The organism is Rhodoferax ferrireducens, assembly GCF_031458075.1.
GTDB classification, from domain to species: Bacteria; Pseudomonadota; Gammaproteobacteria; order Burkholderiales; family Burkholderiaceae_C; genus Rhodoferax_B; species Rhodoferax_B ferrireducens_A.
The window spans coordinates 1820626-1834586 of record NZ_JAVDXT010000001.1 but is presented as its reverse complement, the minus strand read 5'-3'; the positions used below and the strand labels follow the sequence as shown (position 1 = coordinate 1834586).

The 13961-nt window shown below is 61.8% G+C and carries 11 protein-coding genes; 6 read left to right on the top strand and 5 right to left on the bottom strand.

The features are described from left to right. Positions 1 to 11: 11 nt before the first annotated feature. The 3 genes from J2X19_RS08455 to J2X19_RS08445 all read right to left on the bottom strand — a co-directional run bounded on the left by J2X19_RS08455 (position 12) and on the right by J2X19_RS08445 (position 4489). Positions 12 to 671, bottom strand: a complete 660-nt coding sequence (locus tag J2X19_RS08455; protein WP_092754172.1) for a bifunctional 4-hydroxy-2-oxoglutarate aldolase/2-dehydro-3-deoxy-phosphogluconate aldolase — start codon at positions 669 to 671, stop codon at positions 12 to 14. Continuing rightward, positions 662 to 2479, bottom strand: a complete 1818-nt coding sequence (edd, locus tag J2X19_RS08450) for a phosphogluconate dehydratase (protein ID WP_310372380.1) — start codon at positions 2477 to 2479, stop codon at positions 662 to 664. The genes J2X19_RS08455 and edd overlap by 10 nt, the downstream gene beginning before the upstream one ends. 90 nt (positions 2480 to 2569) lie before the next feature. Next, on the bottom strand, positions 2570 to 4489 hold the full coding sequence (locus J2X19_RS08445; RefSeq protein WP_310372378.1) for a sigma-54-dependent Fis family transcriptional regulator: 1920 nt from the start codon (positions 4487 to 4489) through the stop codon (positions 2570 to 2572). A gap of 289 nt (positions 4490 to 4778) precedes the next feature. Here J2X19_RS08445 and exaC point away from each other — a divergent pair, with 289 nt between their 5' ends. The 5 genes from exaC to J2X19_RS08420 all read left to right on the top strand — a co-directional run bounded on the left by exaC (position 4779) and on the right by J2X19_RS08420 (position 9457). Beyond that, complete coding sequence (exaC, locus tag J2X19_RS08440) at positions 4779 to 6299, top strand: acetaldehyde dehydrogenase ExaC (protein WP_310372376.1); 1521 nt, start codon at positions 4779 to 4781, stop codon at positions 6297 to 6299. 85 nt (positions 6300 to 6384) lie between these two features. Continuing rightward, positions 6385 to 7035, top strand: coding sequence for a pyridoxamine 5'-phosphate oxidase (gene pdxH, locus J2X19_RS08435; RefSeq protein ID WP_310372374.1), 651 nt, complete (start codon positions 6385 to 6387; stop codon positions 7033 to 7035). 18 nt (positions 7036 to 7053) lie between these two features. Continuing rightward, positions 7054 to 7812 carry a leucyl/phenylalanyl-tRNA--protein transferase gene (gene aat / locus J2X19_RS08430; RefSeq protein ID WP_405048610.1) on the top strand — a complete coding sequence of 253 codons (759 nt, stop codon included), beginning with the start codon at positions 7054 to 7056 and terminating at the stop codon, positions 7810 to 7812. A gap of 14 nt (positions 7813 to 7826) precedes the next feature. Then, positions 7827 to 8567 carry an arginyltransferase gene (locus J2X19_RS08425; protein ID WP_310372372.1) on the top strand — a complete coding sequence of 247 codons (741 nt, stop codon included), beginning with the start codon at positions 7827 to 7829 and terminating at the stop codon, positions 8565 to 8567. A gap of 101 nt (positions 8568 to 8668) precedes the next feature. Next, on the top strand, positions 8669 to 9457 hold the full coding sequence (locus J2X19_RS08420) for an IclR family transcriptional regulator (protein ID WP_116607955.1): 789 nt from the start codon (positions 8669 to 8671) through the stop codon (positions 9455 to 9457). A gap of 16 nt (positions 9458 to 9473) precedes the next feature. On the opposite strand, the gene J2X19_RS08415 is transcribed toward J2X19_RS08420, so the two are convergent. Further along, a complete protein-coding gene (locus J2X19_RS08415) occupies positions 9474 to 10538 on the bottom strand; it encodes a serine hydrolase (RefSeq protein WP_405048608.1) in 1065 nt (354 codons plus the stop codon). Between the two features lie 291 nt (positions 10539 to 10829). Between J2X19_RS08415 and J2X19_RS08410 the strand changes: the two genes are divergently transcribed. Beyond that, the gene (locus J2X19_RS08410) at positions 10830 to 11522 is read left to right on the top strand and encodes a nucleotide-binding protein (protein ID WP_310372369.1); all 693 of its coding nucleotides are present in this window, start codon (positions 10830 to 10832) and stop codon (positions 11520 to 11522) included. A 75-nt stretch (positions 11523 to 11597) separates the two neighbouring features. Here the strand turns inward: J2X19_RS08410 and clpA are convergent, their stop codons facing one another. Continuing rightward, positions 11598 to 13937: an ATP-dependent Clp protease ATP-binding subunit ClpA gene (clpA, locus tag J2X19_RS08405; protein ID WP_116607958.1), complete on the bottom strand. Its 2340-nt coding sequence runs from the start codon at positions 13935 to 13937 to the stop codon at positions 11598 to 11600. Positions 13938 to 13961: the final 24 nt, after the last annotated feature.

Here is a 13961-nt window from a genome sequence, read left to right as displayed (position 1 = left end):
CCGCAGACAGATTACGCGGGTTTCTTCTTGAGGGCCACGGTATCCAGGCACAGCTGGGTAATACGGCCCCAGTCGCCGGACTTCATCGCATCCGTAGGTACGATCCAGGAGCCACCGACGCAGACCACATTCGGCAGGGCGAGGAATTCGGGCGCGTTCTGCAAGGTCACACCGCCGGTGGGGCAGAACTTCACGTCAAAAAACGGACCGCTCCAGGCCTTCAGCATGGCCGGGCCACCGGCTTGCATGGCCGGGAAGAACTTGAGCTCGGTAAAGCCATCTTCCTGCGCCATCATCACCTCGCTGCCGGTAGCGACACCGGGCAGCAGCGGCAGCCCCAGATCGCGGCAGGCCTGGCCCACATTGCGGGTATAGCCGGGGCTGACGCCAAACAGCGCGCCGGCCTTGACCGATGCCTGGGCATCGGCAGCGCTGCGGATGGTGCCGGCGCCGATCACGGCTTCGGGCACTTCCTTGGCGATGCGCTCTATGCATTCCAGTGCCTGCGGCGTGCGCAGCGTCACTTCCAGCATGCGGATACCGCCAGCGACCAGCGCGCGCGCCAGCGGCACGGCATGGGCCACGTCGTTCAGGACGATGACCGGGATCACCGGCGCGTCTTGCATGACCTGCAAGGCCGTCCAGCGGCCTGTCGTGTTTTTCACATCCATGTGAGAGCTCCTTGTTCTGCAGTAAAGGCATTGCGGCGCATGCCTGAAAATAATTCACGGCCCATGCCGTGGGCGTTGGACAGACGCAATTCTTCGGGCATGGTGGCCAATGGGCGGGCGGCCCATTCGTCATCGGGCACCAGTGCGTGCAAGGTGCCGGCCACGGCATCCAGCCGCACCACGTCGCCATCGAGCAGCTTGGCCAGCGGGCCACCGGCCAAGGCCTCGGGCGACACGTGGATGGCGGCCGGTACTTTGCCGGAGGCGCCGCTCATGCGGCCGTCGGTCACCAGGGCCACGCGGTAGCCCTTGCCTTGCAACACGGCCAATGGCGGTGTCAGCTTGTGCAGTTCGGGCATGCCATTGGCTTGCGGCCCCTGCCAACGCACTACGCAAACCACGTCGCGGTTCAGTTCGCCGGCGTTGAAGGCCACATGCAAGGCTTCTTGCGAATCAAACAAACGGATCGGGGCTTCGATGATGTGGCGGTCGTCGGGCACGGCCGAGGCCTTGATCACGCTGCGGCCCAGGTTGCCTTGCAACAGCTTCAGCCCACCGGTAGGGCTGAACGGGTTGGAGGCCGGGCGCACGATGGTTTCGTCCTTGGACTCCAGCACCGTGTTCCAGTGCAGGGCTTCATTCACCAATGCCGGTTCGGCCGTGTATTCGCGCAGGCCACCCGGGCGCACGGTGAGCACGTCTTCGTGCATGAAACCAGCGTCCAGCAGTTCGCGGATGATGAAGCCCGGGCCGCCAGCGGCCTGGAACTGGTTTACATCGGCACTGCCGTTCGGGTAGACGTGCGACAGCGTGGGCACCACGTCCGACAAGGCACTGAAATCGTCCCAGTCGATCACGATCCCGGCCGAAGCGGCCACCGCCACCCAGTGGATCAAGTGGTTGGTAGAGCCGCCGGTGGCCAGCAAAGCGACCATGGCATTGACGATGCAGCGCTCATCCACCACATGGCCGATGGGCGCGTAGCGCTTGGCTTTGACATCGGCCAGCACCGTGCGCGCCGCTTCGCGGGTGAGTTCGTCGCGCAGCGTGCCGCCAGGGGCCACGAAGGCTGTGCCGGGCACGTGCAGGCCCATGGCTTCGAGCAGCATCTGGTTGCTGTTGGCCGTGCCGTAGAAGGTACAGGTGCCAGGTGCATGGTAGGCGGCCGACTCGGCCTGCAGCAGCTCGGATCGTCCCACCAGACCTTGGGCCGCCTGTTCGCGCACCTTGGATTTGGCGTTGTTCGACAGGCCCGAGGGCATGGGGCCTGCGGGCACGAACACCGTAGGCAAATGCCCAAAATGCAGCGCACCGATCAGCAGGCCGGGCACGATCTTGTCGCACACGCCCAGCATCAGCGCGGCATCGAACATGTCGTGGCTCAGGGCCACGGCCGTGGCCATGGCAATCACGTCGCGGCTGAACAGGCTGAGTTCCATACCCGCTGTTCCCTGGGTCACGCCGTCGCACATCGCAGGTACGCCGCCGGCCACCTGGGCGGTAGCGCCATGGCGGCGGGCTTCGGCCTTGATCAGGTCGGGGTAGGTTTGCATCGGCGTATGGGCCGACAGCATGTCGTTGTAGGCAGTGACGATGCCGATGTTCAACGCCTTCTCAGTCACGACCTTGAGCTTGTCGTTGACCGGCATGCCGGCGAAGGCGTGGGCAACGTTGGCGCAACCCATGCGCTCAGCCCCTGGCTTGCGCTGGGCAGCGGCATCCAGACGTTCCAGATAAGCACTGCGGGTAGGCCCGCTACGCGCACGAATGCGGTCTGTGACCGCCGCTACCGTGGGGTGGAGTTTCATAGTATTTTGGTAACTAAATTACAACCTCCATGGTACTCCCGAACCACGGGGGTGTGCAGGCTAGGAGTTACCAGTAGGGTACGAAAGGGGCTATCTGCCCGCCGAACCGCCCAGTTTGCGATACAGCGTGTTACGACTGACCCCCAGCTGGCGCGCCGCCTCGGACACATTGCCATTGCACTGCTGGAGCACACGTTCCATGGTGCGCACCGATTGCGCCCGCAACGGCCCGTCCAGCCCCGGGTCTGCCAGCACACTCGTCTGGCGCAGGTCCTGTGCCAGATCGTCGGGCAGATGTTGCCAGTCGATCATGGTTTCACCCTCGTCTAGCAAGGCGCAGGCGGTACGCAGCCCATTGGCCAGTTGGCGCAGGTTCCCCGGCCAGTTGAAATGCAGGAACGCGGTTACCAGCTCCGGCGCCAGCTGCAGTGCCTGGCCAGGCGCCAGTGTGCCCAGCAAACGCCCAATCAAGGCACTCTGGTCGCTGCGCTCGCGCAGTGGCGGCAGCAGCAAAGTCAAGCCGTTGATGCGATAGTACAAATCTTCGCGGAAGCGCCCTGCCTGCATTTCCTCGCGCAGCTGGCGGTGGGTGGCGCACACCAGGTTGAAATCCAGCGCCACGGCTTTGCCGCCACCCAAAGGCTGTACCTGCCGCTCTTGCAGCACGCGCAGCAAGCGCGCCTGGAAGGCCATGGGCATATCACCCACCTCGTCCAGCAGCAGTGTGCCGCCCTGGGCCTCGCGCAAGCGGCCTGGGGAGCCTTCGCGCCGGGCCCCGGTAAACGCGCCCGGGCTGTAGCCAAACAGCTCGGCTTCGATCAGCGTCTCTGGCAAGGCGGCGCAGTTCACCGCCACGAACGGCCCATCCCGGCGCGGCCCGGCGGCATGCACGGCGCGGGCAAAAACCTCTTTGCCCACGCCCGACTCCCCCTGCAGCAACAGCGCAATCGGCTTGCCCACCACCCGGCGGGCCTTGTCCAGCGCAGCCCGATACGTCGCATCACCGGTATCCAGCGCCGACAAGGCATCTGCGGGCGCCGGCTCGGCCACCTCCAGCGCACGCGGCAGCGGCGCCGGCCGGCTGCGGCCAAAATCCACCCGCAACCACACCTGCCCGCCGCGCGGCCCCAACAGCGGACGCACGGCCGCCGGCCCGGGCTGCTGCACCAGCGCATGCGCGAGCGGCCAGACGGCTTCCAGCTGCACCCGGCCGATGCTGTCCCGCCCCAGGCCCAGCCACTGCAGCGCCGCCGTGTTCGCGCCCAGCACCCAACCCTCGGGAGACACCGCCAGCTGGCATTCGGTAACCGTGCCAATGCCTTCCATCTGGCTGTGGAAGCGCAGACGCAGCTGGCCTGCATGCCGGGTTTCGAACAGCTTGTGTTCGATCATCCGGGCGGCCGACCGGGCCAGCCCCAGCGTATGCGGGTGGTAGCCGCGGTGGTCGCCGGAGATGTCAAGCGCGCCGAGCAGGCGGCCCGCAGGGTCGTGGATGGGCGCAGCCGCGCAGGTCAGAAAAGAATTGCGCTCCAGATAGTGTTCGCTGGCGTGGACCACCACCGGGGCCTGCTCGGCCATGGCCGTGCCGATGGCATTGGTGCCGCGGTACTGCTCATGCCAGGTGGCGCCGGGCCGCAGCGCCACGCGGCTGGCGCGGTCCAGAAACTCCGCGTCGCCCAGGGTATGCAGCAGCATGCCGCCGCTGTCGGCCAGGACCACCATGCAGTCGCTGTCACGGGTTTGCTCGAACACAAACTCCATTACCGGCCGCGCATGGGCGACCAGCTCGCGCTGCTGCTCCAGCGCCCGGGCCAGTTGCGCGGTGGAGGCGTGCGGAGCGCCGGGCGTGCGGCCGCTGGCTTGCAAGCCGAAGTCCAGGCTGCGGCTCCAGGAGCGGGCCAGGCGCTCGTCCAGCAGGCCGGCGGCTACATCGCCCTGGTCGAGCAATTGGCGGCGTGCCTGGCGCAGCGCCACGCTGGTGGTTCTGGCGGGAGGGGTTCCGGAATGCATGCTGTTGTCTCCTTGCCGCCACCGGTACATGCCGGGGCAGTCATCTGGCTCTGGACTGTAGTGCGCTGGTGCTGCACTGCCAAGCGGTTCAGCACAAGTGCCCCGCCATGTGTTCCATTCTGGGACAACTGTCCCACAGCTTGCTGACAACAGAACACCCGGAGACCTTCGAAACCCCGTCTTTCGACCAGAAAAGACGCTGTTCGGCTTCAGACCGCCTATGGCATGCAGCGTGCAGTAGATACAGCGCACCAACATGCCGTGCAAACCATACCTACAGGAGACTTTCATGCTTTATCCCAACCCCGGCAGCGCCAATGCCCCCGTGCAATTCAAGAGCCGCTATGACAACTTCATCGGTGGCCGCTGGGTGGCACCGGTCAAAGGCGAGTATTTCGATGTGATCACGCCGATCACCGGCAAGGTCTATACCCAGGCCGCCTGTTCGGGCACGGAAGACATTGAGCTGGCACTCGATGCCGCCCACGCTGCCGCCGACGGCTGGGGCGCCACCGCCGCCGCCGACCGCTCGAATGTGCTGTTGAAAATCGCCGATCGCCTGGAAAAGAACCTGGAGCTGCTGGCCTATGCCGAAACGGTGGACAACGGCAAGCCGATCCGAGAAACCCTGAACGCCGACATCCCGCTGGCGGTGGACCATTTCCGCTACTTTGCCGGCTGCCTGCGGGCCCAGGAAGGCGCGCTGAGCCAGTTGGACGAAACCACTGTGGCCTACCATTTCCATGAGCCGCTGGGCGTGGTGGGCCTGATCATTCCCTGGAACTTTCCAATCTTGATGGCGGCTTGGAAGCTGGCCCCGGCCATCGCCGCCGGCAACTGCGTGGTGCTGAAGCCCGCTGAATCCACCCCGATCAGCATTCTGTTGCTGACAGAACTGATCGCCGATCTGCTGCCACCCGGCGTGCTGAACATCGTCAACGGTTATGGCCGCGATGCGGGCAAGGCACTGGCCACCAGCAAGCGGATCGCCAAGATCGCCTTCACCGGCTCCACCGCCACCGGCCGCAGCATTGCCCAGGCGGCTGCCACCAATCTGATTCCCGCCACGCTGGAGCTGGGCGGCAAGTCGCCCAATATCTTCTTTGCCGATATTGCGGATGCCGATGACGCGTTCTTTGACAAGGCCATCGAAGGCCTGGTGCTGTTTGCCTTCAACCAGGGCGAGGTCTGCACCTGCCCGTCGCGCGCGCTGATCCACGAGTCGATTTATGACAAGTTCATGGCCCGGGTGCTGGCCCGCGTGCAACAGATCAAGCAAGGCAGTCCACTGGATACCGACTCCATGATGGGCGCGCAGTCCTCGCAGATCCAGCTGGACAAAATCATGTCCTACATGGACATCGGGGTGAACGAAGGCGCCGAGTTGCTGGCGGGTGGTCAACGCGCCAGCCTGCCGGGTGACCTGGCCGGCGGCTATTACGTGCAGCCCACGCTGTTCAAAGGCCATAACAAGATGCGCATCTTCCAGGAAGAAATCTTTGGCCCGGTGCTGGCGGTAACCACCTTCAAGGACGAAGCCGAAGCCCTGGCACTGGCCAACGACACGCCCTACGGCCTGGGCGCCGGTGTCTGGAGCCGCGACGGCAGCGTGGCCTACCGCATGGGCCGGGGCATCAAGGCCGGACGGGTCTGGACCAACTGCTACCACGCCTACCCGGCCCACGCGACCTTCGGCGGCTACAAGGAATCGGGCATCGGCCGCGAAACCCACAAGATGATGCTCGACCAGTACCAGCAGACCAAGAACCTGCTGGTCAGCTACAGCCCGAACAAGCTGGGCTTCTTCTGATCCCGCAAGGTCTGGCCGCGCCAGACCTTGGGTGGGATACACCCGGCGGCGCAATGCCGTCGGGTTCAGCGGCACAATCTAGGGCATGAGCCTTACCAATACCCAGCTTGCCGATCTGCGCAAAAGCTACGAGCGCGCCGAACTCAACGAGGACGCGTCCCACGCTGGCCCGTTGCAGCAGTTTGACCAATGGCTGAACGAAGCCATCGCCGCCCAGGTACCCGAGCCAAACGCCATGACTCTGGCCACGGTGGGCAGCGATTTGCGTCCGTCCACGCGCATCGTGCTGGTCAAGGGCTATGACGAACACGGCATTGTCTGGTACACCAACTATGAAAGCCGCAAGGGCCTGGAACTGGCGGGCAACCCGTTTGCAGCCCTGCAGTTCCACTGGGTCGAGCTGGAGCGCGTGGTGCGCATCGAAGGCCGGGTCAGCAAGGTCAGCGATGCGGAAAGCGACGCCTACTTCCATAGCCGCCCGCTGGATTCGCGCATCGGCGCCTGGGCCTCGCCGCAGTCGCAGGTGATTTCGGGCCGCTCCGTGCTGGTGGCCAATGCCGCCAAATACGGAGCCAAGTTCATGCTGAACCCGCCTCGGCCGCCACACTGGGGCGGCTACCGCCTGCAGCCCGACAACTGGCAGTTCTGGCAAGGACGCAAAAGCCGACTGCACGACCGGCTTCGCTATACATTAGATAGCGGATCGCGCTGGAACCGTGAGCGCCTAGCACCATAAACACTGATAAACAGTTGCATGTTGCCGCATAAGCCCGCCATGGAAAAGCCGGTGATCTGGCTTGCACCGGGAGAAGACTTTCCTCCGGTCAGCCAGGCCTGGGGTGCGTCGGCGCCGGCCCCCGGCTTGCTGGCTGCAGGCGGTGCACTGGACGTGGACAGCCTGCAGCGGGCCTACCGGAACGGCATTTTCCCGTGGTTCAGCAACGGCCAGCCGATACTTTGGTGGAGCACCGACCCGCGCATGGTGCTGCAGACGGCCCACTTCAAGCTGCACCGCTCGCTGCGTAAAGCCATAGCAAGGTTCCGAGACTCCTCGGGCTGCGAGATCCGTTTTGATTGCGCATTCGCCGAGGTTATTCGGGCGTGTTCCAGCAGCCCGCGCCCCGGCCAGTCGGGCACCTGGATCGTCGAAGACATGGTGCAGGCCTACCAGGCACTGCACCAGGCCGGCGCGGCGCACAGCGTGGAAGCCTGGATCGATGGCGAGCTGGTGGGCGGTCTGTACTGCGTCGCCCTGGGCCAGGCGGTGTTTGGCGAGTCCATGTTCACCCGCGTCCCTGATGCATCCAAGATCGCCTTGGCCGCCCTGGTCAGCTTCTGCCGAGTGCATGGCATTCCACTCATCGATTGCCAGCAGAATACCTCCCATCTGGCCTCGCTCGGAGCGCGTGAAATACCCCGAGCGGCCTTCTGTGCGCAGGTCGCCGTGAACGCCGCAAGGCCCGGTCCGGTCTGGCAGTTTGAGCCCGTATACTGGAATGCATTGACGGCATAACCACCCGACTCCGTGTGACACACCTCAACGATCTGCCCCTGCAAACGCTGCAGTTTTACGCCACAGCGCCCTACCCTTGCAGCTACCTGCCCGACCGGCAAGCACGGTCGCAGGTGGCCACGCCCAGCCATTTGATCCAGAGCGATACCTACTCGGAACTGGTGCGCACCGGCTTCCGGCGCAGCGGACTGTTTACCTACCGCCCCTATTGCGATGGCTGCCAGGCCTGTGTGCCGCTGCGGGTTTTGGCCAACAATTTCAAGCCCAGCCGCAGCCAGCAACGTGCGTTCAACCAGCACAGCGGCTTGCAGGCGCGGGTACTTAACCTTGGTTTTGTGCACGAGCACTACCAGCTGTACCTGCGCTACCAGAACGGCCGCCACGCCGGTGGCGGCATGGACCAGGACAGCATCGACCAGTACACCCAGTTCCTGCTGCAAAGCCGGGTCAATTCGCGCCTGGTGGAGTTCCGCGCACTGCAGGACGATGGCACGCCCGGCGCGCTGAAAATGGTGTCCATCCTGGACGTGCTGGACGATGGCCTGTCGGCGGTCTATACCTTTTACGAACCGGAAGAGCGCGCCAGCTACGGCACCTACAACGTGCTGTGGCAGATAGCGCAAGCGCGGCAGCTGAACCTGCCCTATGTGTACCTGGGCTACTGGATAGACCAAAGCCCGAAGATGCTCTATAAGGCCCGCTTCATGCCCCACGAGGTGCTGCGCAACGGGGTCTGGAGTATGGGCCAACCGTGAAAACACGGTAGCCAGAGCAACTGTGTCGCACGCATGATTTCACATCATGCAATGTTGGATTTCACAAGGTAAGATGCAGCACCTCTTTTCGAGAACTGCCCATGAAAGCGATTGACCCCAATATTCCCGTTACGCCTACCGTCCAGGTCATTGAACGCATGTTCGCCCTGATCGATGTACTGGCCTCGCGCGAAGAAGCCATGTCGCTCAAGGAAATCAGCGAGAAGACCGGCCTGCATCCCTCTACCACCCACCGCATCCTCAACGATCTGGCGACCGGCCGCTTTGTCGACAGGCCAGAACCAGGCAGCTACCGCCTGGGCATGCGTTTGCTGGAATTGGGCAACCTGGTCAAAGGCCGCCTGAGTGTGCGCGATGCGGCTCTGGCGCCTATGCGCGAGCTGCACCGGCTGACGCAGCAACCGGTCAACCTCAGCCTGCGCCAGGGCGATGAAATCGTGTATGTGGAAAGGGCCTTCAGCGAACGCTCGGGCATGCAGGTGGTGCGGGCGATTGGCGGACGCGCCCCGCTGCACCTGACCTCTGTAGGCAAGCTGTTTCTGTCGGTGGATGACCCGCAACGGGTGCGGGCTTATGCCATGCGCACCGGCTTGAGCGGCCAAACCAAGAACAGCCTGACCGACTTGGCGCTGCTTGAACGCGAATTGTCTAAAACCCGCCAATACGGTGTAGCGCGGGACAATGAGGAGCTGGAGTTGGGCGTGCGCTGTATGGCCGTAGGCATTTACGATGACCAAAGCCGGCTAATCGCCGGCCTGTCGATCTCTGCCCCGGCGGACCGGCTGGACGAGAACTGGCTACCGAAACTGCAGAACACCGCCACCGCGATATCGTCCGCTCTGGGCTACAAAGCGGCCAACCACCATTGAGTGCAAAAGTCGTGGCTTAGCCCGCGACCTTGGTGGCATTGGCCACGTGGGGGGTGGATTCCACCCAGCGACGTACGCGCTCCGCATCGCCGATCCGGCTCAGCTTGCCCGCCGAATCCAGGAACACCATGATCAGCTTGCGGCCAGCAATCTTGGCTTGCAACACCAGACATTGGCCGGCCTCATTGATGAAGCCGGTTTTCTGTATGCCGATATCCCAGTCGGGATTCTTGACCAGACGGTTGGTGTTGTTGAACTGCAGGGTGCGGCTGCCCACATCCACCTGGTAACCCGGCGAGGTGGTCAGTTCGCGCAGCGTAGGCTCGTTGTATGCAGCATTCACCAAGGTGGCCAGGTCATGGGCGCTGGACTGGTTATTGCTGGACAAGCCGGTAGGCTCGACATAGCGCGTGTCCTTCATGCCCAGAGCCTTGGCCTTGGCGTTCATCAAGGCAACAAAGGTATTCATGCCACCGGGGTAGGTGCGCCCCAGCGCATGGGCTGCGCGGTTTTCGCTCGACATCAGCGCCAAATGCAGGAGCTCGCCCCGGCTCAGCGATGTCCCGACAGTCAAGCGCGAGCGGCTGCGCTTTTCGGTATCCACGTCGTCCTGGGTGATGGTGATTTCTTCGTCCATCGGCAGATGGGCTTCGTTCACCACCACGCCCGTCATCAATTTGGTCAACGAGGCAATCGGCAAAACAGCCTGTTCATTCTTGCTGAACAGCACTTCACGGGTATCTTGGTCTATCACCAAGGCCACGCTGGATTTGAGGGCCAGCGCATCGGGCGCGCCATGCAATCCAGCCAATTCACCGAACGAAGGTATGGCCGGAATGATGGCTACGGGAGCGCGCACCCGCGATTTTGCAGAAACCGCAGTTTTGGAGGCCCGGGCAACGCGCACGGACTTCTCGCCGCTGCTGCGCTTGGCAACTTTGCTGGCTGCATTGGTTTTCTGAATTTCTACTTTCTTACGCTGCGCAGCGTGTGCTGGCATGGCGCACAGCGTCACGGTGCAGGTAAATATCGCAACAATTTGTAGCAGGCGGTTCAAGGCGGGGCTTTCAGTGGAGGGCATGCGTTCATCTCCGGTTCAGAAACGATTAAACCGGAGTGTATCGAAATCAAAAAGATGGCACAAGATCAAAGACTTAGATCGACTTTTTAAGGTGGCATTGAATGCGTAGTTTCACACACACTGGCCAGCCTATTTAAAGAGCTTGTTCAGCGCCGCAGCGTGAGCCTGAGCGCCTCCATTCAGGCACATGCAACAAATATTGCGCATAGTTTTTGCTTTTAGAACTTTGAAAATGCGTTAACGGACTCAAACCCCAGACCGTAGAATCCGTTAAACAATACAGGGAAATCCATGAGTTCAATCAATTTTATTGGTGGTGAAAAAGGCGGCGTAGGCAAATCGGTGACGGCACGCGTACTAGCGCAGTATTTTCTGGATACCGGCAAAGTCTTTACTGGCTTTGATACCGACCGTTCGCACAACTCCTTCACCCGGTTCTATCCCGACTTTGCTTCACCTGTCGTCGTCGACAGCTTTGAAGGGCTCGATGTGATTGCCGAAGCATTTGAAGTTAACCCCGAACAGAACGTTATCGTTGACCTGGCAGCACAAACTGCTGCTCCGTTGGCACGCTGGATCAAAGACTCCGACCTGTTCGAAGTGCTAGCGGACTTGAAGATCGCGGTGAACTTTTGGCACGTTATTGACGAAGGTAAAGATTCGGTAAACCTGCTGGCCGACCTGATGGAGAGCTTCGGCACGGCGCCCAACTACATTGTGGTACTGAATCTGGGCCGCGGCTCGGATTTCTCGCTGATGAGATCGTCGACGGCCATGCAGAACGCTTTGGCCTGCGGCGCCCGTGTGATTGAGCTGCCACAGCTGCAAGACGCCAGCATGCGCAAGATCGACCGGCAGAACGCCAGCTTTTGGAGCGCAGTGCACGAACGCAGTGAAACCGATGGCCTGGGCATGCTGGAACGCCAGCGCGTCAAGACCTGGCTGCGCAAAGCCTACTCCGCACTCGACACCTTGCCGCTGTAATCGATCCAGAAGCTATCCATAAAAAAAGGGGCAGTACCTTGCGGTACCGCCCCTTTTTTGCGTTGCGCCCCGGTTTTAGCCGGCCGTTGCCTCTTCCGACTCGGGCTTCGCGCGCCCTTCTTTCTTGGGCAGCGGCTGGATGTCCAACTCGACTTCGCCGGTTTCCACACCCTTCTCGTCGGTGGTGACCTTCATGTCCACCGTCAAACGGCCACCGTCGATCAAGCGTCCAAACAGCAACTCGTCGGCCAAGGCACGGCGGATCGTGTCCTGGATCAGGCGCTGCATTGGCCGCGCCCCCATCAAGGGGTCAAAGCCCTTCTTGCCAAGATACTTGCGCAAGTTGTCGGTGAATGTGACATCCACCTTCTTCTCGGCCAGCTGGGTTTCCAGTTGCAGCAAGAATTTGTCGACCACGCGCAGGATGATGGTTTCATCCAGAGCCTTGAAGCTGACTGTCGCATCCAGACGGTTGCGGAACTCCGGCGTGAACAGGCGTTTGATGTCCGCCATTTCGTCGCCCGACTGGCGTGGATTGGTGAAGCCAATCGTCGCCTTGTTCATGGTCTCAGCACCCGCATTCGTCGTCATGATGATGATGACGTTGCGGAAGTCGGCCTTGCGCCCGTTGTTATCGGTCAAGGTGCCGTGGTCCATCACCTGCAACAGCACGTTGAAGATGTCCGGATGGGCTTTTTCGATTTCATCCAGCAGCAGCACGCAGTGTGGCTTTTTGGTGACAGCCTCGGTCAGCAAGCCGCCCTGGTCAAAACCAACATAGCCCGGAGGCGCGCCAATCAAACGGCTCACCGCATGGCGCTCCATGTATTCCGACATGTCGAAGCGGATCAGCTCGATGCCCATGATGTAGGCCAGTTGCTTCGCAGCTTCGGTCTTGCCGACACCGGTAGGACCGCTGAACAGGAACGAGCCAATCGGCTTGTCGCCCTTGCCCAAGCCCGAACGGGCCATCTTCACTGCAGATGCCAGCACGTCCAGGGCCTTATCCTGGCCGAACACCACGTTCTTCAAATCGCGTTCCAGCGTCTTGAGTTTGCCGCGGTCATCGTTGGACACATTGGCGGGCGGAATGCGGGCGATCTTGGCCACGATTTCCTCCACCTCGGTTTTGGTGATGGTTTTCTTGCGCTTGCTGGGCGCCAGAATACGCTGGGCAGCGCCGGCCTCATCGATCACGTCGATCGCCTTGTCGGGCAGATGGCGGTCGTTGATGTACTTGGCGCTCAGCTCGGCGGCGGCCTGCAAGGCGGCTACCGCGTACTTCACGCCATGGTGCTCTTCGAAGCGCGACTTCAAACCCTTGAGGATTTCCACGGTTTCCTGCACGGTCGGCTCCACCACATCGACCTTCTGGAAGCGACGGGACAGCGCAGCATCTTTCTCGAAAATGCCGCGGTATTCGGTGAACGTGGTCGCACCAATGCACTTCAGCTGGCCGCTGGACAGCGCTGGCTTGAGCAGATTGGACGCATCCAGCGTACCGCCCGATGCCGCACCGGCACCGATCAATGTGTGGATTTCGTCAATGAACAAAACCGCATTGGGCTTGTCTTTCAGCGACTTGAGCACGCCCTTGAGGCGTTGCTCGAAATCACCACGGTACTTGGTACCCGCCAGCAATGCGCCCATGTCCAGCGAATAGACCACGGCTTCAGCCAGGATTTCAGGCACTTCTTTTTGCGTGATGCGCCAGGCCAGCCCCTCGGCAATCGCGGTCTTGCCCACGCCAGCCTCACCCACCAACAGCGGGTTGTTCTTGCGGCGGCGGCACAGAATCTGGATCGTGCGCTCGACTTCGTATTCGCGGCCAATCAGCGGATCAATCTTGCCTTCCTTCGCCATCTGGTTCAGGTTTTGGGTGAATTGCTCCAGGGGAGAAGATTTTTCATTCTTCTCGCTGCCGCCTTCTTCACCCTCGGACTGGCTCTCAGCAGCTTTGGCGGGCTCGGGCGGATCGCTCTTCTTGATGCCATGGGCGATAAAGTTCACCACATCCAGGCGTGTAACGCCCTGCTGGTGCAGGTAATACACGGCATGCGAGTCTTTTTCGCCAAAAATTGCTACCAGCACATTGGCACCAGTCACTTCTTTTTTGCCGCTGCCGGTGGACTGCACGTGCATGATGGCGCGCTGGATCACGCGCTGGAAGCCCAGCGTGGGCTGGGTATCCACATCGTCGGTACCCGCAACCTGTGGGGTGTTGTCTTTGATGAAATTACTCAACGACTTGCGCAAATCGTCGATGTTGGCCGAGCAGGCGCGCAAAACTTCAGCCGCGCTGGGGTTGTCCAGCAGGGCCAGCAGCAGGTGCTCGACGGTAATAAATTCGTGGCGTTGCTGGCGCGCTTCCACAAAAGCCATGTGCAAACTGACTTCCAATTCTTGGGCAATCATGTGAATTCCTTTTTTGCCTTGCTG